This window comes from Microbacterium sp. 4R-513 (assembly GCF_011046485.1).
Taxonomy (GTDB): Bacteria; Actinomycetota; Actinomycetes; order Actinomycetales; family Microbacteriaceae; genus Microbacterium.
The window spans coordinates 878832-895891 of sequence record NZ_CP049256.1 but is presented as its reverse complement, the minus strand read 5'-3'; the positions used below and the strand labels follow the sequence as shown (position 1 = coordinate 895891).

The window sequence follows — 17060 nt, the reverse complement described above, 5'->3', positions numbered from 1 at the left end:
GCTCCGCTGATGGTCCGGAGCTTCCACCGCTCGCCCGCCCACACGTCGCGGTACGGCCGCTACGCGGGGGGCGATCCGCTCGCGCCGCCGGTGGCGGTGCAGGCGGCGCTGGAGGCCATCGGGCAGGACGTCATGTCGGGCACGTCGGCCGAGCGGGCGATGCGGGAGTATCTGCGGCGCGGCGAGCGCGACCGGGAAGGACTCGACGACCTCGCCCGGCGCGTGCGCGAGCGTCGCGCGGAGCTGCTCCGGCGGCACCGGCTCGACGGAACGCTGGAGGAGATCCGAAAGCTGCTCGATCACGCTGTGCTCGAGGAGCGCAAGCATCTCGTGCGTGACGTCGACCTCGACGACGACGCCCGCGCGTTCGCCGAGATGCGCCTCGAGAACCTGCCGCCGAGCACGGCGGCGGCTGTCAACGACCTCGCCGACTACGACTGGCAGAGTCCCGCGGCGCGCGCCGACTACGACCGCATCCGCGAGCTGCTCGGCCGTGAGCTGCTCGATCAGCGGTTCGCGGGCATGAAGAACGCCCTCGAGAATGCGACGGATGCCGATCGCCAGGCCATCCGCGACATGCTCAACGACCTCAACGACCTGCTCGAGAAGCGCCGCCTCGGCGAGGACACGCAGGAGGACTTCGACGAGTTCATGCGCAAGCACGGGGATCAGTTCCCCGAGAACCCGCAGAACCTCGACGAGCTGATGGACGCCCTGGCGGAGCGCTCAGCGGCGGCGCAGCGCATGCTCAACTCGATGACCCCCGAGCAGCGCGACGAGCTCCTGAACCTGGCCGCGCAGGCCTTCGGCTCGCCGGACCTCGTGCAGTCCCTCTCGCGGCTCGACGACAACCTGCGCTCGCTCCGGCCCGGCGAGGACTGGACGGGCTCGGCATCCTTCTCGGGAGACGAGCCGACCGGCCTGGGCGAGGCGACCGGCGTCATGCAGGATCTCTCCGACCTCGACTCGCTCACCGATCAGCTCGGCCAGATGTACCCGGGCGCCCGCATGGACGACATCGACCTCGACGCCCTCGAACGTCTCATCGGCGAGGATGCCGCCGTCAGCGCGCGGACGCTCCGGGACCTCGAGCAGGAGCTGAAGGACACCGGGATGCTGCAGCGAGCCTCCGACGGAGCGCTGCGGCTGACCCCGCGGGCCATGCGGCAGCTCGGGCGGGCGCTCCTCCGCGACATTGCGACGCGGCAGTCCGGTCGGCTCGGGCGCCGCGAGACCCGCAACGCCGGAGCGGCCGGCGATCGCACCGGTGCGACGCGGGAATGGGCTTTCGGCGACACGGAGCCGTGGGACATCCCGCGCACAGTCTCCAACGCCGTGCTCCGCACGGTGGCCGACGGCGGCGACGCCTCTGCCGGCGTGCGTCTCGAGACGAGCGACGTCGAGGTCGTCGAGACCGAGGAGCGCACCCAGGCCGCCGTGGCGCTCCTCGTCGACACGTCGTTCTCGATGGCGATGGACGGCCGCTGGGTGCCGATGAAGCGGACGGCGCTCGCGCTCCACCACCTGATCTCGACCCGGTTCCGCGGAGACAGCCTGCAGCTGATCGCCTTCGCCCGCTACGCCGAGGTGATGGACATCGAGCAGCTCACCGCGAAGGACGCCGTGTGGGACAAGGGCACGAATCTCCACCACGCCCTGCTGCTCGCGCAGCGGCACTTTCGCCGCAACCCGGTCGCCCAGCCGGTGCTGCTGGTCGTCACCGACGGCGAGCCGACGTCGCACCTCGAAGCGGACGGGCATGTCGTCTTCGCCTACCCGCCCGACCCGCGCACGGTCGCCGCGACGGTGCGCGAGCTCGACACCGTGCAGCGGCTGGGTGCCCAGACGACGTTCTTCCGGCTCGGAGACGACCCGGGGCTCGCCCGCTTCATCGACGCCCTCGCGCGCCGCGCCGGCGGGCAGGTAGTCGCCCCGGAACTCGACGACCTGGGCCGCGCCGTCGTGGACAGCTACCTCGGTTCGCGCCACACGGGCCGCGGCACGCCGGAGGACTTCGGAGACATTCTCCGCGGCCGCTCGTGGTGGTGACCGGGGTCAGGATCGCGCGCTGACCTCGAGCGTGTGCGCCTCGATCGCGGACGCCATCGCGCGGGGTGCCGACTGCTGCGCATTGTGGAAGTGCCCCGGGATCACGACGAGCCGCGCGCTGCTCGCGCGGTCGCGCAGCCGGCGGCACCACTCCTGGCCGGCGATGGGATCCCTGCCACCCCGCACGAGCAGGAGCGGCATCGTCAGGGCGGTGACGCGGTCCTCGATCGGATAGGCCAGCATGTGCCGCAGTTGCGCGAGGTACCACGGCACGCCGCAGCGGATGTAGTCGGTGAGGACGAGCGCATTGACGTTGGGCGGCTCACCGAGCGAGTCGATCGCGAGTGCCACGGTCTGCGCGACGGCCGTGCGGTGCGACTCGTCGACGACGGGCCCGATCGCCACGACGTGGGACACGAGGTCCGGTCTCTGGGCACCCGCCTCAACGACCCACTGGCAGCCCATGGACTGCCCGACCAGCACGACCGGCACGACGTCGAGCGAGGCGATGACCTCGCCCAGAGCCGTCGCCATCTGGAAGACGTCGACGTCGTGGCCGGGCTTGGGCAGGCCGCCGAACCCGGGGAGATCGATCGAGTACACCGGGCCCTCGGCGGCGAGCAGGTCGTGCAGCTTCGAGAGGTAGCGGTGCGACATCCCGATCCCGTGGACCAGCACGAAGGGCGGCCGCTCGCTGCCGGACGGTCCCGGGCTCGCCAGCACCCGGAAGGCGAGGCGGCCGATGTCCAGGCGCGTCTGCGAGGTCGTCACGGGTTCAGGCCTCCGCTCGCATGAGGTCGCGGAGGGCGCGAGTCAGCTGCAAGGGGATGTCGCGCGCGAGGAACCCGATGCCCACGTCTTCGGTGAGCAGATCGCCCGCCCGAGCGTGCGCCCAGGCTCCCCACACGGCCGCCTGTGCGGGCGCGATGCCGCGGGCGGCGAAACCGGTGATCGCACCCGCCAGCACATCCCCGCTGCCGGAGGTGCCGAGGCCCGGCCCTCCCCCGGGAACATCCCACGCTTCGCCGGTCGGCGCGACGACGTGGCCGTAGCAGTTGACGACGGCGTCGTACCGGCGGGCGATCTCGACGAGATCGACCTCGCCGTCGTCGGGGTCGCGGTCGAGGAGGATCGCCGCCTCCTCGTGATTCGGATTGAGGACGAGGTCGCGCGGCAGCGCGGTGCGGTCGACGCGGGGGAGGATGCCGAGGGCATAGGCGTCCAGCACGAGACAGCGCACCTCGAGCCGGGACACGGCGAGGAGGGTCGCCCGTGTCTCGTCCGGGTCGTCGAACCCGGGTCCGACGAGGACCGCCTCGGCGGACTCGATCGTGCGCCGCGGTCCGTCGCCGAGGGGCTCGTCCGCGTCCTCGGGGAGGGAGTGGACGGCGGCCTCCGGCATCACGACGCTGAGCTGTGCATCGACCGATGCGGGCACGACCACGGCCAGCCGCCCCGCGCCGACGCGGAGCGCCGCCTCGCCGGCCAGGAACACCGCTCCGGGCGAGCGCCGCGAGCCCCCGACGACGACGACGTGGCCCCGGGACTTCTTCGAGTCGCCGGGATCGGGAAGCCCCCACGCGCGGAGAAGCTCCGGCGTGACGGTGATCTCACTCGGGTTCGACATCCGGGTTCCCCGGGTGGACGGTCACCGGAGCGCCCTCGACCTGCAGATGGCCGACGCCCGCGAACTCGGCGAGCCGCCAGCCCCCGCTCTCGTCGTCGCGGGTGAGCTGGGTGACCGATGCGTTGAGCACCGTGTGGGAGGCCGCGAAGTCGAGCAGCTCGGCCTCTTCGAGCGGCAGGAGCAGGTAGAGCAGGATCATCACGACGGCGTCGTGCGCCACGATCAGGCCGCCGCCCTCGCACCGGGGCAGCTCGTCGCGCAGGAACGAGCGCAGGCGCAGCGCGACATCCGCCCACGACTCGCCGCCGGGCGGCCGGTGGTAGAACTTGCCGAGGTGGCGGCGGCGGTCCGCCTCTTCGGGATGCAGGTGCTCGACGCCCCGCCGGGTGAGCAGGTCCAGGATGCCGAGCTCACGGTCGCGCAGGCGTTCGTCCACGATCGCCGCTGCATGGTCGTCATCGTCGCCGCGGGCGATCGCGAGGGTCTCGCGGGCCCGGCGATACGGCGACACCCAGCAGACGTCGACCGCATCCCGGTTCGCCGCCCACCACGTGCTTAAGGCCTGCGCCTGCTCGCGCCCCGTCGGCGACAGGGGCACGTCGGCGTCGCGGATGTCGATGGGGATCCGCTCGAGCCCCTCGCGCTCAGCGCGAGTCGCCGCGATGTTCGCGACGCTCTCTCCGTGCCGCACGAGCCACAGGTCCGTCACCGCCATGGTCTCAGGCTAGGTCGGCGGCGGGACGGCGCCCACGGGTTGACAAGCCCCGCCGAGTGCCCGAAGGAGCGGCGCTACGGCCGGGGACGCGGGCGCGCCAGAGGCAGGACGGCCGACATCAGCCAGCGAGGCATCCGGAACATCGGGCGGTCCTTCCCGAGGGCGTCGATGTCCGCCATCTCGCCGGGCGTGAGCTGGAAGTCGAAGACATCGAGGTTCGCGGCGATATGGGCAGGGTTCGTCGACTTCGGGATGGCGACGAATCTCCGCTGCACGTGCCAGCGCAGGATCACCTGCACGGCCGACTTGCCGTGCGCGCGCGCCGCCGAGACGATCGGCGGCTCGTCGACGAGCTTCTTCGACCCGTGGCCGATGGGATACCAAGCCTCGGCGACGATCCCCTTCTCGGCGAGGTAGGGGAGCAGCTCCGGCTGCTGCCAGTGGGGGTGCAGCTCGACCTGATCCACGACCGGCGCGATGCGCGCCTCCGGCAGCAGCTTCTCGAGGTCGTCGACGGTGAAGTTGCTGACGCCGATCGAGCGGACGACGCCGTTGTCGACCGCCTCCTCCATCGCGTGCCACGCGCCCTGGACGTCGCCGACCGGCTGGTGGAGCAGCAGCAGGTCGATCGGCCCGCAGTCGAGCCGCTCGAGAGCGCCGCCGATCGCCGCCTCGGCCTTCTCGTAGGCGTAGTCCGACGGCCACAGCTTCGTCGTGAGGAAGATCTCGTCGCGGGGCACGCCGGACGAGCGGATGCCGCGTCCGACGGCGGCCTCGTTGCGATACGCGAATGCCGTGTCGATGAGCCGGTAACCCGTCTGCAAGGCCGTCCTGACGCTCGCCTCGCACACCGTGACGTCCGACACCAGGTAGACGCCCAGGCCGATCTGCGGCATCCCGAGCCCGTTCGAGAGTTCGACGCTCGTCGTCATGTCTCGAACCTAGATCGTCGGTTCGTCTCCCGCGAGGGGGGAGCGACTGGCGACCTCCGGCCGTCTCGCGCGGAGGTCAGCCGATTCGGATGAGGCGGCCCCGGCACGCGCCGTGCGTGCTGTCATCATCGGCGAAGGTCCTGGCCATCGATCGGGAGGTCCGCTCATGAAGATGCCCCGCACGCGCGCTCCACGCCTTCTCATGGTCACGGCCCTCGGGTTCGTCATCGGAGCCGTCTCGCTCGCCGGCTGCGCCGGCAGCGTCAGCAGCGTCGACGTCGCCAAAGCCCGCGTGTCGTCGAAGGAGAAGGCGGTCGCCGAGGCACAGGCCGACCTCACCGCCGCGTCCGCGGAGTTCTGCGACGAGAGCAAGACGTACATCATGGCGCTCGACCGCTACGGCGATGTCATCGTCGAGACGGCCCCGACCGTGGGCGAGGTGCGGGACGCCGGTGCGGACCTCGCTCAACCGCGGGAAGACGCGTTCGACAGCGCAGAAGGGGCGCTCGAGGCGCAGCGGGCCCTGTCGGATGCGCAGGTGGAGCTGGATGCCGCGCGCGCAGCGCTCGCGAAGGCCGAAGCGGGAGAGACCGAAGACGCCGGCGACGGCGGCGAGGATGCCGCTGTGCCTGATCAGCCGACCCCGACGCCTCTCGCACCGGCTGCGACGGTCGATCGGGTGAAGCAGGCTGAGCAGCAGTTCGCCGACGCGCAGGCAGGGATCACCGACGAGACGCCGCTGAATCAGGCCTCCGAGCAGTTCAACAGCGCGGTCGTCGCGCTCGAGCTGGCGTGGCTGAGGCTCTTCGCGGATGCCGGGTGTCTGTCGGAGGAGGGACAGATGGAGGCCGAGGCATCCGTCCGGGCCTACACGTCGGCGCTCCAGCAGGATCTCGCGACGGCCGGCTACTACACGGGACCGGTCGATGGCATCTACGGCCCGCTCACGGTGCAAGCGGTCCAGGATCTGCAGGCCGCGAACGGTCTCCCCGTGACGGGGACGGTCGACAAGGCGACGGCCGAGGCTCTGCAGGCTCGCCTCGCCGCGCTTGGAGGTGCTGCTGCCGATGCCTCGCTCGCCACCACGGCAGCCGTCCAGCAGACCCTCAAGCTCGTCGGCTTCTGGGACGGACCGGTCGACGGCGTGTGGACCCCCGCCCTCACCGAGGCGGTCATGGCATTCCAGACCGAGCTCGGCGTTCCGCCGACCGGAACCGTGGATGCCGTGACTATCGCGGCGTTGGAGCACGCGATCGCCGAGCTGAAGAGCGCCCTGGCCTCGCCGAATCCCGGGGAGCCGGAGCCGGAGCCGTCCGGCGAAGAGACAGATCCCGGGGACGACTGAGGCGGGGGCCTCTCGTCCCGCGCCCGGCGGTCTTGCGCCGGCCCCCGGCATCCACTAGACCAAGCCCTGGGGGTCGACGAAGTGGGGGCCGCCATGATCACGGATGCGTTCGACAGCGGGCCGAAGGGCGCCTTCAAGGCGCTGTGCCGCAACTACCCCGACGACACGGTGTTCAAGGGGAGCGACGGGTTCCGGTCGCTATGGGGGCCCATCTTCTACCGCGGTCGCGCGGACGGGTCGGCGCGGCTGCTCGTGGTCGGGCAGGACCCCGCCCAGACCGAGGCGGTCACGAGGCGGATCCTGTCCGGACAGGCGGGACGGCGTGTGCAGGGCTTCGTCGAGAAGCTGGGCTTCACGCGCCGGTACCTCATGATCAACGCCTTCCTCTACGGCATCTACAACCAGAACATGGCCCTCCCGCACCTGAGCGATCCCGACATAGAGGCCTACCGGAACAAGTGGTTCGAGGCGGCGTTCGCCGGGGGGAAGATCGAGGCCGTCGTCACCTTCGGGAATCCTGCGTTCGCCGCGTGGACGGCCTTCAGGGCGACGCCGGTGGGGCAGACGGTGACGGCGTTCCACCATCGGGCCCTGCACCCGACCGCCGACAAGCCTCAGGGACCCATCACGCGCGCCGAGCTGCTCGACAACTGGAACGTCGCGCTGCAGGCCCTCCACGCCAACGTCCAGCATCCGGACGTCGCGAAGCCGCTCGTGCTCTACGGCAGCGACTTCACGCCCGACGAGCTGCCCGAGATCCCGAGCCGCGACCTGCCGATGGGTCTTCCGGCGTGGATGCGTGCGTCGGACTTCTGGGCGTCGATGGCTCCGACGCCGGGCAACGAGCGCGCGAACATCTCGATCGAGGTGCCCTGAACCACGGCTCCTCCGCGTGCACGGGCACGGGCGGTTCGCGAGGTCGGTCGGCGCATCCCTTGACACTCCCCCTTCCTGGGGTGAGAAATGCTGATAACGATGCGTTGCGAACTACGCTCGGGAGCGCTCCCGGTTTCGCGCCGGGACTCCCGCCCCGCCCTCGCAAAGGAATGACCCGTGCCTGACGAATCGACCCGCGCTCGTGGGCGCCCGAGCATCTACGACGTCGCCGCGCGCGCGGGTGTCTCGCACATGACGGTGTCGCGGGTCATCAACGGGCAGACGAACATCCGGGAGGCCACGCGCGAGCGCGTGCTCCAGGCGATCGCCGAGCTCGGGTATCAGCCCAGCTCCACCGCCCGCGCGCTGGCGTCCGGGCAGTCCCGCCGGATCGGGGTGATCGTGGATGCCGCGGAGCACTACGGTCCGAAGAACACCCTGCTGGCCATCGAGCGCGCCGCTCGCGAGGTCGGCTTCGCGGTGGAGGCCTTCTCGATCTCGGGGCACCAGCAGGTGACGGCTGCGACGGCGCTCTCGGAGCTCGCTCAGCACGAGGTCGACGCCATCTGCATGATCGCGCCGCGGCTCTCATCGCTCGGCACGCTCAGCGGCCGGGCGGTCCCCGTGCCGACGATCGTGGTCGGCGACTACGACGGCGACGCGTCGGTCCGCACGGTCGCCGTCGATCAGGGCGCCGGCTCGGCGATGGTCGTCGACCACCTCGCCGAGCTGGGCCACAGGTCGGTGCTCCACCTCGCCGGTCCGCTGGACTGGCTCGACGCGCTCGCGCGCGAGAGCGCCTGGCGGCGCGCGATGGACGCGCGCGGACTCGATGCGCAGCTGCTGGTCGGCGACTGGTCGTCGGATTTCGGCTACGAGGTGGGTGCGAGCCATCCCCTCATCGACGAGGTCACCGCCGTCTTCGCGTCGAACGACCAGATGGCGCTCGGACTCATGCACGGGCTCTGGACCCGCGGCATCCGGGTGCCCGACGACATGAGCGTCGTGGGCTACGACGACAGCCCGGAGTCGCGACACTTCCTGCCGCCGCTCACGACGGTGAGGCAGGACTTCGCCGCGCTCGGCGAGGCGGCGATGCGGGCCGTGCTCGACGCGGTCGAACGGCGCGACGTCCCGCACCGGCAGCGGGTCGAGCCGGAGTTCGTGATCCGCGAGTCCACCGCGGCGCCCCGCTCCGGCGGGGCGGGCTGAGCGGGCGCGTCACACGACGTCGATGAGGACCTTGCCGACGAAGCCGCCCTCCACGGCGTCGTGCGCCTGGGCGGTCTCGGCGAGCGCGTAGCGCGCGATCGGGAGGCCGTGCTCCTCGCCGACGGGGAGGGCTCCGTCGGCGACGGCCGCAGCCACCGCCCGCACCGCGGCATCCTTCTGCTCGTCGGTGATCGTGTAGGTCAAGAGGAACTGCCAGCGGATGTTCTTGGCCATGCTGGGGCGGATCGGGATCGACACGTCGTCAGCGCCAGGGGCATCGGCGTACGAGGCGACGACGGCGTTCACGCCCACGACCTCCGCATCGAGCGCCGCGTTGGCGGCGACGTTGACCTCGGCGACGATGTCGACGCCGCGCGGGGCGAGCGCCGAGATCTGGGCGGCGGCATCGGATGCCGTGTAGTCGACGACGTGGTGGGCTCCGGCGGCGCGCGCGAGCGCGCCCTTCTCGGGGCTGCTGACCGTCGCGATGACGGTCGCCCCGGCCCACACGGCGAGCTGGATGGCGGCGTGCCCGACGGCACCGGCGCCTCCCGCGACGAGGACCGTGCGACCGGCGAGCGAGCCCGCCGCGAGCTCGGACGGGCCCTGCGCGCTCGCCGCGAGCGCGTGGTGGGCTGTGAGGGCCGGGATGCCGAGCGAGGCGCCGAGGTCGAAGCTCGCGGTCTCGGGCAGCACGACGACCTGGCGTCGCGGCAGCACTACGAGCTCCTGGGCCGTTCCGTCGGGGCGGCGGTACGCGGCATCCCACACCCAGACGCGGTCGCCCGGGCGCAGATCTTCCACGCCCTCGCCCACCTCGTCGATGACGCCCGCGCCGTCCTGGTTGGGGACCTGCGGCTGGTCGAGCGCCCCGCCGCTGCGCCGCGCCTTCCAGTCGGTCGGATTGACCGCCGACACGTGGATCCGCACGCGCACCTCGCCGGCGCCCGGGTGCGGCTCGTCGCGGTCGATGACGGTCAGCACGTCGGAGGCGCCGCGGGAGGAGTACGTGACAGCTTTCATGGAGTGCCTTTCGGGAGCGGATGCCGGACACGGCCTCCCGCCACGCTAACGGCGCTCGGACAGGTGGAGGCGCGGCACCGCACGATTACGCGGCGTGTGCGCGCATGACGGCGTGTGTCGATCTGCAGGGCGCGGCCGCCCTGCCCCGACCTACCGTCGGTGCATGACCACGACGCCGGCTCTGATCCCCACCCGCAGCGACAGCCCCGTCCCGCTGCGACGGCCGCTCCGGGTCGTCGGCGTCTCGGGGTCGCTGCAGGAACCGAGCAAGACCACTGCGCTCGTCCGCGCCATCCTCGACACGGTCGCCGAGCACGTGCCGATCGAGACGCGCCTCATCGAGATCGCCAAGATCGGGCCGCGGTTCGCGGGGGCACTGACGCGTGAGGAGCTTCCCGCGGACGTGCGGGAAGCCCTCCGGCTCATCGAGACCGCCGATCTGCTGGTCGTCGCGAGTCCCGTCTATCGGGCTTCGTTCACCGGGCTCTTCAAGCACCTGTTCGACTTCGTCGAGCAGTACGCCCTCATCGGTCAGCCGGTGCTCCTCGCCGCAACGGGAGGCGGCGAGCGGCACGCGCTCATCATCGAGCACCAGCTGCGTCCGCTGTTCGGCTTCTTCCAGTCGCTCACGCTCCCGCTCGGCGTCTATGCGAGCACGAGCGACTTCGACGGCCCCGTGCTGCGCGACGGCGCCGTGCGTGATCGGATCGACCAGGCGGTCAGCCGTGGGCTCCCGCTCATCGAGCACTCGGCCGCGCAGGGCCTCTCGGAGTACGTGTCCACCTGGTAGGCCGTCGCCGCGCCGCGGTACCCCAAGATGAGCCTTCGCGCAACCCCAGGCCGTGTGGCGAACAGACTCCTACCGTGGAATCAGCCGGTCAAACCGATCGAGATCAAGGAGACGACATGGGACTCGACGACAAGATCAAGAACACCGCTGAGAAGGCGGGCGGCAAGGCCAAGGAAGCCGTCGGCGACGCTACGGACAACGAGCGCCTCGAGGCTGAGGGTCAGGCCGACCAGACGAAGGCCAACCTGAAGCAGGCTGGCGAGAACGTCAAGGACGCCTTCAAGTAAGTCCTGAGCAATCGCCCTGCGCCGATCGGCGCAGGGCGATTCTCTTTGCCCGGCGAGCGGGACGCGGCGTCAGCTTGCAGCGATCAGCACCTGCGGTGCCGCGTGCTTCATCCGGGTCTTCAGCCAGCGCAGCTGGACGGCCGTCTGCTTGTCGCACGCGGACACGACCTCCAGCAGCTCGCGATCGCGCAGCGCCTGCCCCGCCTGTTCCACGGCGATCCAGGTGATGTCGGTCAGGCTGGCGAGCAGGTAGAGGTCCTGCAGGTCGCGGAGCATTCCCAGCGGACCGGTGCGAGCCTCGCCCACGCCCGCCGCGTGCAGACGCTCGGGCTCGTCGTCGGATCCCTCGCCGTACCGCTCGATCACCGGCTGGAGCTTCGCCTGGTGCTCTTCGCACTGGTCGGCCAGCGACATGCAGAGGAAGTGGATGTCGGGCTCGTCGCCATGCGCCTCGGCGACCACCCGGAAGGAGTCCGCGAGGGTCTTCTCCGACTGCGAGAGCAGCGACAGGTACACCGGAAGGTTCATTCCGCACCTCCCAGACGCTTCACCCGCACAGCCGCGGCCTTGAAGACCGGCTGCTTGGAGACCGGATCCCACTCGGTGATCGTGAGCTCGTTGGCGGCCGTCGGGCGCCGCTTCTCGGCGCCGGGAGGGGCATCCCAGTACCCGTAGTGGAACGGCGCGAAGACAGCGCCGGGGCGGATCGCGGTGACGCGCGCCGGGGCGACGAGCCGCCCCCGTCGCGAGCTGACCTCGACGACGTCGCCGTCCGCGATGCCGTGGGCTTCGGCATCCGTCTGCGAAAGCTCCACCCACACGGAAGGCGCGGCATCCCGGAGCTGACGCGTGCGGCCCGTCTTCGTGCGCGTGTGGAAGTGGTACACCGACCGTCCCGTCGTGAAGCCGAGCGGGTATTCGTCGTCCGGCGGCTCGTGCGGGCCGACGTATTTCGCCGATTTGAGGAATGCGCGGCCGTCGGGGCGCGCCGCCTTGTACGGCTCGACCTCGACGCCTGCCCCCGTCAGGAGGTCGTGGCCGAAGGTCTCGCAGTAATCGGCCCGCGTCGAGAACTCGGCGTCGGCGTACAGGCGGTCGATGCTCTCGGTCTGGCCCTCCCGCCGCGGCCAGCGGATGCCGCTCTCACGCCGCAGGTCGTCGTACGAGATGCCCGTGTAGTCGCAGGGGCGGCCGCGCGAGCACTCCTGCCACGCCCGGTAGACGTCCTCCGGGTCCTGCCACTGGATGAGGGGGCTGCCGTCGAGGCGGCGGAAGTCCATGCGGCGGGCGTAGTCGAGGAAGATGTCGAGGTCGGCGCGGGCCTCGCCGGGCGGTTCGACTGCCTTCTCGGAGAGATGCACCGTGCGGGTCGTGTTGGTGAAGGTGCCGGTCTTCTCGCCCCAGCCCGCGGCGGGGAGCACGACGTCGGCGAGCGCGGCGGTCTCGGTCAGGTAGAGGTCCTGCACGACGATGAACGCGTCGGTCGTGCCGAGCAGCTCGCGGATGCGGGGGAGCTGAGGGAGCGACACGGCCGGATTGGTCGCCGAGATCCAGAGGAAGCGGATCGACCCCTGCTCGACGTATCGGAAGAGCTGCATGGCGTGCGTCGGCTCGGCCCAGTGCGGGATGACGAGCGGATCCACGCCCCACAGCTCCGCGAGCTGCTCGACATGCTCCGGGTTGTCCCAGTTGCGGAAGCCGGGAAGGTCGCCGTCCGCGCCGCACTCGCGGTTGTTCTGCGCCGTCGGCTGGCCGTTCATCTGGAGGATGCCGCACCCGGGCCGCCCGATCATGCCGCGCAGCAGATGCAGGTTGTTCACCTGACACGACGACGCCGTGGCCTGCGCCGATTGATAGAAGCCCTGCAGCACCGTCGACAGGACGCGCTCGGATGTGCCGAAGATCCGAGCTGCTTCGCGGATGTCGGATGCCTCGACCCCGCACTCCTCCGCCGCGCGCTCCGGCGTCCACTCGGCGATGTGCTCGGGGAGCTCGTCGAGGCCCATCGTGTGCTGGGCGATGAAGTCCTCGTCGGCCCATCCCTGGAGCAGCACTTCGCGGATGAGCGCGTACATGAGCGCCAGGTTGGTGCCGGGGCGGACCGGCAGGTGCACGGTCGCGCGCTCGGCGACGGGCGTCCGGCGCGGATCCACAACCACCAGCAGCGGCGGCTCGGGGCCTTCGAGCCGGTCGAGGATCCGCGCCCACAGCACGGTCTGCGTCGCGGCGACGTTGTGCCCGTAAAGGAAGAGCGCGTCGCACTCCTCGACGTCCTCGTAGCAGGCGGGCTGCCCATCGGCGCCGAACGTCTCCTTGAGCGCCGCGGCGGCCGTCGCGGTGCACAACCGCGTGTTGCCGTCCATATGCGGGGTGCCGATGCCGGCCTTCCCGATCACCGCGAGCGCGTAGTACTCCTCGAGGAACAGCTGGCCGCTCGTGTAGAAGCCGTGGCTCAGAGGACCGACTTCGTCGAGGAGCGCGCGGCTGCGCTCGACGATGGCCTGCATCGCCTCGTCCCACGTCGCGGGGACCAGCTCGGCGCCGCGACGGATGAGCGGCGTCGTCAGGCGGTCCTTGGCATCCATCCCCTGCCAGCTCGCGAACAGCCCCTTCGGACCCAGGCGCCCTCGGTTTATCGGGTCATCCGTCCGCCCGCGGATTCCGACCATGCGGCCGTCCTTGACGGCGATGTCGCATCCGCACCCGTTGCTGCAGAGCACGCAGGCCGACTTCACCCACGTGTCCACATCGCTCTCGGCGAGCCCCTCGGCGAGCGCCAGATCGAGGCGATCCGGCCACGCCTCGCCGCGAGCGTGCGGCGTCCGTCCGCCCCAGACGTCGCGCACCCGGTCGGTGCCCGCTTCCCCCGTCGAGCTGTCCTGCTGGATCATGCCGCCATGGTCGGTCCGCCGCGGGCGCATCCGGGAGGCCCTTGACGAGCGGCCGTCGACGACGCAGAGATGCGCGCGTCGCCTTCCGAGGGGTGTCAGAGCCGCTGGATGCCGATCACGACGACGACGACGCCGACCAGCAGGAGGATGGCCCCTGTCAGCACTTCGCCGTGGCCGAGAAGCCATTCACGCGCCGTGACAAGGCGCGGCTGCACCTCTTTGCGCGCGACGACGGACGCCACGATCGGGATGACGACGGTCGACGAGCCGATGAGCGTGTAGACGCCGAGCGCCACGGCCACCTCGGTCGGCGTTCGCGTGTCGGCGCGGAGCGCGAGACCCGCCGCGATCGCGAGCAGCAGGCCCTTCGGGCGGATGTTCAGCACGAGCCCGAGGCCGAGCGACGACCAGGGGCCGAGCTTCTCGATCGACTGCATCCACTTGGGGATCGTCGCCTGCGCCCGTCTGCGCGCACGAAGGAGCGTCCAGGCGCCGGCGAGGATGATCGCCGCACCGACCGCGATCTCGAGCCAGCCGATGAGCTGCTCGGTGCGCCGGGGGATCCGGTACGAGGGGAGGAACTGGGAGAGGCCGGTCATGAGCAGGGCGACGAGGAACATCCCCGACACCCAGCCGATCAGGAACGGGACCGCCGATCGCGCCCCGTAGGGCGAGAGGAGGATGACGAGCGCCGACATGATCGGCACCGTGCTGAAGGCGACCGCGATGGCGATCGGCACGAGACGCAGCAGCACCGTATGCATGCCGCCCCCTCGGCCGAACCGGGCCGCTCCACGAAGCGGGCGCGGCGTGCCTTCACACTATTGGATGCCGCTCCCGCCGGGCTGTCGCGCCGCCCCCGCGAAAGGACGGCGCGACCACTCAGCGTGACGAGGGCGTGCGGGCCTCGGCATCCGTCGCCTGCTCGGCGGTGCGACGCTCGGCATCGCGGCGCTCGGCGTCGAGCCGCTCGGCCTCCTCGCCGCCGATGGCCTCGCCGCGGGCGACGAGCCCCGCGACGTCGGACAGCGGGATCTCCTTGAGGAAGATGGCGAGGATGAGCGCCACCGCGATGAAGGGGACGAGGTACCAGAACACGGGCGCCAGCGCATCGGCGTAGGCGTTCACCACACCGTCGCGCACGGTGTCGGGGAGGGTCGACAGCACCGACGGATCGATCGTCGAGGTCGCCTCACCCGCCTGATCCGGCGTGGCCCCGGCATCGGTGAACACCTTCGTCAGGTTCTCGGTGAGGCGTGTCGTGAAGAGCGTGCCGAAGACGGCGATGCCGAGCGCGGCGCCCATCTCGCGGAAGTAGTTGTTCGTCGACGTCGCCGTGCCGATGTCGGCCGCCGGGACGGCGTTCTGCACGACCAGCACGACCACCTGCATGATGAGGCCGAGGCCCGCACCGAAGAGGAAGAGGTAGACGCAGATCAGCCACACGGGCGTCGCCGCCGAGAGGGTCGTCATGAGCACCATCGCGACGCCGACGATGATCGTCCCGGCGATCGGGAAGAACTTGTACCGGCCGGTCTTCGTGATGAGCAGACCCGCGGCGATCGAGGTGCCCATGACGCCGACCATCATGGGGAGCATCAGGAGACCGGATGCCGCGGCCGACGTGCCCGACGACATCTGCAGGAACGTCGGCACGAACCCGAGGGCCGCGAACATGCCGATGCCGATGGCCATGCCGATCGCGGTGGCGTTGACGAAGATCGGGTTGCGGAACATCGAGAGGGGCATGATCGGATCGGCCGCGCGGGACTCGGTGAAGATGAAGAGGCCGGCCGCAGCGACGAGCCCGGCTCCCCACGCCCACGTGGCGCCGTGGTCCCATCCGAAGTCGGCCGAGCCGCCGAAGTCGGTGAAGAAGATGAGGCACGTCGTCGCCGCCGAGAGGAAGAGCACTCCGAGCCAGTCGATCGGCTTCTCGGCCCTCTTGTTGGGCAGCTGCAGCGCGAACACCGCGATGAGGAAGGCCGCGATGCCGACCGGGATGTTGATGTAGAACGCCCACTGCCACGAGAGGTGGTCGACGAAGAAGCCGCCGAGGAGCGGACCGGCGACGGCCGCGAGACCGAAGATGCCCCCGAGCGGGCCGAGGTACTTGCCGCGCTCGTTGGCCGGCACGATGTCGGCGATGATCGCCTGCGACAGGATCATGAGCCCGCCGCCGCCGAGGCCCTGGATGGCTCGGAAGGTCACGAACATCCAGAAGTCCGTCGCGAAGGCGCAGCCGATCGAGGCGAGCGTGAAGATCGCGATCGCGATCATGAAGAGCCGACGCCGCCCCAGCACGTCGCCGAACTTGCCGTAGATCGGCATCACGATCGTCGTGGCGAGGATGTAGGCCGTCGTGATCCAGACCTGGTGCGAGACGCCGCCCAGTTCGCCGACGATGGTCGGCATGGCGGTCGAGACGATCGTCTGGTCGAGGCTCGCGAGCAGCATGCCGGCGATGAGGGCCGAGAAGATGACCCAGATCCTCCGCTTCGTGAGCAGGAACGGTGCGTGACCGTCCGGCAGGGTCTCGATCGTGGCGGTCATGGTGTGGTTCCCATCAGGTCGTGTTGAGTGGCGAAGACGTCGCGCGCGGCGGCGATGCGACGTTCGAAGATGTCGAGGAAGGTGTTGTCGTTCTCCCGATGGAGGAACTCCGCCGCGGCGGAGCGCACGAGCGCGCCGACGACCTGAGCGGCCACCTGCGCGCGCAGATCGCCGTCCTGCAGACCCTCGCGCTGCTCGATGAGGCGGGCGTCGAAGCGCTCGCTCTCGGCGCCGAGCTCGAGCATCCGTCCGAGCAGCCGGGGCTCCTTCTCGACGGCGGCGAAGAGGTCGCGCACCGTGTCGGGCGCGATGTCCAGCGCCCGCCAGCGCTCTTCGGCGAGCAGGGCGAGGTCGGTCAGCAGGGTCGGCGAGATGCGGCCGGGGGTCGAGCCGCCGTTCGCGAGGAAGCGGGCGATGGCCGCGGCATCCGATCGCTCGAGCGGGACACCGAGGACGGCGTCGTCCTTCGACGCGAAGTAGTTGAAGAACGTGCGCCGCGAGACGGCGGCCTCGCTGCACAGCTCCTCGACCGTGAAGCCGCCCAGACCGCGTTCGGCGGTGAAGTGCCGGGCCGCGCGGATGAGCGCGCGGGTCGTGTCGGCCCGTCGCCGCTCCCGCGGAGAATCTGCACTGTCGTCCACGTAGTGCATTTTTGCACTGAAGTGGTCCGAGTGCAAAACAGGCCACGTTACGCGATCGCTTTGGCGGCGCGGGTCGATGCGGCTATCGTGGGAAAGGTAAGGCTACCCTCACTCCCTCG

At 70.7% G+C, this 17060-nt stretch carries 16 protein-coding genes; 6 read left to right on the top strand and 10 right to left on the bottom strand.

All coding sequences use genetic code 11. The features are described 5' to 3' along the window. Nucleotides 1-9: 9 nt before the first annotated feature. Nucleotides 10-2049, top strand: coding sequence for a VWA domain-containing protein (locus G5T42_RS03845; protein ID WP_165125669.1), 2040 nt, complete (start codon nucleotides 10-12; stop codon nucleotides 2047-2049). Nucleotides 2050-2055: 6 nt separating this feature from the next. Here G5T42_RS03845 and G5T42_RS03840 read toward each other — a convergent pair whose 3' ends face one another. From G5T42_RS03840 to G5T42_RS03825, 4 genes are all read right to left on the bottom strand, one after another. Continuing rightward, complete coding sequence (locus G5T42_RS03840) at nucleotides 2056-2820, bottom strand: alpha/beta hydrolase (RefSeq protein WP_165125666.1); 765 nt, start codon at nucleotides 2818-2820, stop codon at nucleotides 2056-2058. A gap of 4 nt (nucleotides 2821-2824) precedes the next feature. Beyond that, nucleotides 2825-3676, bottom strand: a complete 852-nt coding sequence (locus tag G5T42_RS03835; RefSeq protein WP_165125663.1) for an ADP/ATP-dependent (S)-NAD(P)H-hydrate dehydratase — start codon at nucleotides 3674-3676, stop codon at nucleotides 2825-2827. Continuing rightward, the gene (locus tag G5T42_RS03830) at nucleotides 3660-4391 is read right to left on the bottom strand and encodes a histidine phosphatase family protein (protein ID WP_165125660.1); all 732 of its coding nucleotides are present in this window, start codon (nucleotides 4389-4391) and stop codon (nucleotides 3660-3662) included. Before G5T42_RS03830 ends, G5T42_RS03835 begins: the two co-directional genes overlap by 17 nt. 74 nt (nucleotides 4392-4465) lie before the next feature. Next, nucleotides 4466-5323 carry an aldo/keto reductase gene (locus tag G5T42_RS03825; RefSeq protein WP_165125657.1) on the bottom strand — a complete coding sequence of 286 codons (858 nt, stop codon included), beginning with the start codon at nucleotides 5321-5323 and terminating at the stop codon, nucleotides 4466-4468. Between the two features lie 166 nt (nucleotides 5324-5489). Here G5T42_RS03825 and G5T42_RS03820 point away from each other — a divergent pair, with 166 nt between their 5' ends. The 3 genes from G5T42_RS03820 to G5T42_RS03810 all read left to right on the top strand — a co-directional run bounded on the left by G5T42_RS03820 (nucleotide 5490) and on the right by G5T42_RS03810 (nucleotide 8756). Then, complete coding sequence (locus tag G5T42_RS03820; RefSeq protein ID WP_241245948.1) at nucleotides 5490-6668, top strand: peptidoglycan-binding protein; 1179 nt, start codon at nucleotides 5490-5492, stop codon at nucleotides 6666-6668. A gap of 93 nt (nucleotides 6669-6761) precedes the next feature. After that, nucleotides 6762-7544 (top strand): uracil-DNA glycosylase family protein, encoded by a 783-nt coding sequence (locus tag G5T42_RS03815; RefSeq protein ID WP_165125654.1) that lies wholly within the window; start codon nucleotides 6762-6764, stop codon nucleotides 7542-7544. A 177-nt stretch (nucleotides 7545-7721) separates the two neighbouring features. Continuing rightward, entirely contained in the window at nucleotides 7722-8756 is a 1035-nt protein-coding gene (locus G5T42_RS03810; RefSeq protein ID WP_165125650.1) for a LacI family DNA-binding transcriptional regulator, read from the top strand. A gap of 9 nt (nucleotides 8757-8765) precedes the next feature. On the opposite strand, the gene G5T42_RS03805 is transcribed toward G5T42_RS03810, so the two are convergent. Next, nucleotides 8766-9779, bottom strand: a complete 1014-nt coding sequence (locus tag G5T42_RS03805) for an NADPH:quinone reductase (RefSeq protein WP_165125647.1) — start codon at nucleotides 9777-9779, stop codon at nucleotides 8766-8768. Nucleotides 9780-9942: 163 nt separating this feature from the next. Here G5T42_RS03805 and msuE point away from each other — a divergent pair, with 163 nt between their 5' ends. Next, on the top strand, nucleotides 9943-10569 hold the full coding sequence (gene msuE, locus G5T42_RS03800) for an FMN reductase (protein ID WP_241245947.1): 627 nt from the start codon (nucleotides 9943-9945) through the stop codon (nucleotides 10567-10569). Nucleotides 10570-10685: 116 nt separating this feature from the next. After that, on the top strand, nucleotides 10686-10856 hold the full coding sequence (locus G5T42_RS03795; RefSeq protein WP_165125644.1) for a CsbD family protein: 171 nt from the start codon (nucleotides 10686-10688) through the stop codon (nucleotides 10854-10856). Nucleotides 10857-10925: 69 nt separating this feature from the next. Here G5T42_RS03795 and G5T42_RS03790 read toward each other — a convergent pair whose 3' ends face one another. The 5 genes from G5T42_RS03790 to G5T42_RS03770 all read right to left on the bottom strand — a co-directional run bounded on the left by G5T42_RS03790 (nucleotide 10926) and on the right by G5T42_RS03770 (nucleotide 16941). Further along, on the bottom strand, nucleotides 10926-11384 hold the full coding sequence (locus G5T42_RS03790; RefSeq protein ID WP_165125641.1) for a hypothetical protein: 459 nt from the start codon (nucleotides 11382-11384) through the stop codon (nucleotides 10926-10928). Further along, entirely contained in the window at nucleotides 11381-13747 is a 2367-nt protein-coding gene (locus G5T42_RS03785; RefSeq protein WP_165125638.1) for a molybdopterin oxidoreductase family protein, read from the bottom strand. Before G5T42_RS03785 ends, G5T42_RS03790 begins: the two co-directional genes overlap by 4 nt. 95 nt (nucleotides 13748-13842) lie before the next feature. After that, nucleotides 13843-14511 (bottom strand): GAP family protein, encoded by a 669-nt coding sequence (locus tag G5T42_RS03780; RefSeq protein WP_165125635.1) that lies wholly within the window; start codon nucleotides 14509-14511, stop codon nucleotides 13843-13845. 118 nt (nucleotides 14512-14629) lie between these two features. Then, entirely contained in the window at nucleotides 14630-16300 is a 1671-nt protein-coding gene (locus G5T42_RS03775; RefSeq protein WP_165125632.1) for an MDR family MFS transporter, read from the bottom strand. Next, nucleotides 16297-16941 carry a TetR/AcrR family transcriptional regulator gene (locus G5T42_RS03770; RefSeq protein ID WP_206535704.1) on the bottom strand — a complete coding sequence of 215 codons (645 nt, stop codon included), beginning with the start codon at nucleotides 16939-16941 and terminating at the stop codon, nucleotides 16297-16299. Before G5T42_RS03770 ends, G5T42_RS03775 begins: the two co-directional genes overlap by 4 nt. Nucleotides 16942-17060 lie beyond the last annotated feature (119 nt).

Coding starts and splice junctions, on each gene's coding strand:
- G5T42_RS03795 (WP_165125644.1), top strand. CDS start 10,686: ATGGGACTCGACGACAAGATCAAGAACACCGCTGAGAAGGCGGGCGGC.
- G5T42_RS03805 (WP_165125647.1), bottom strand. CDS start 9,779: ATGAAAGCTGTCACGTACTCCTCCCGCGGCGCCTCCGACGTGCTGACC.
- G5T42_RS03825 (WP_165125657.1), bottom strand. CDS start 5,323: ATGACGACGAGCGTCGAACTCTCGAACGGGCTCGGGATGCCGCAGATC.
- G5T42_RS03790 (WP_165125641.1), bottom strand. CDS start 11,384: ATGAACCTTCCGGTGTACCTGTCGCTGCTCTCGCAGTCGGAGAAGACC.
- G5T42_RS03845 (WP_165125669.1), top strand. CDS start 10: ATGGTCCGGAGCTTCCACCGCTCGCCCGCCCACACGTCGCGGTACGGC.
- G5T42_RS03780 (WP_165125635.1), bottom strand. CDS start 14,511: ATGCATACGGTGCTGCTGCGTCTCGTGCCGATCGCCATCGCGGTCGCC.
- G5T42_RS03775 (WP_165125632.1), bottom strand. CDS start 16,300: ATGACCGCCACGATCGAGACCCTGCCGGACGGTCACGCACCGTTCCTG.
- G5T42_RS03830 (WP_165125660.1), bottom strand. CDS start 4,391: ATGGCGGTGACGGACCTGTGGCTCGTGCGGCACGGAGAGAGCGTCGCG.
- G5T42_RS03820 (WP_241245948.1), top strand. CDS start 5,490: ATGAAGATGCCCCGCACGCGCGCTCCACGCCTTCTCATGGTCACGGCC.
- G5T42_RS03815 (WP_165125654.1), top strand. CDS start 6,762: ATGATCACGGATGCGTTCGACAGCGGGCCGAAGGGCGCCTTCAAGGCG.
- msuE (WP_241245947.1), top strand. CDS start 9,943: ATGACCACGACGCCGGCTCTGATCCCCACCCGCAGCGACAGCCCCGTC.
- G5T42_RS03835 (WP_165125663.1), bottom strand. CDS start 3,676: ATGTCGAACCCGAGTGAGATCACCGTCACGCCGGAGCTTCTCCGCGCG.
- G5T42_RS03785 (WP_165125638.1), bottom strand. CDS start 13,747: ATGATCCAGCAGGACAGCTCGACGGGGGAAGCGGGCACCGACCGGGTG.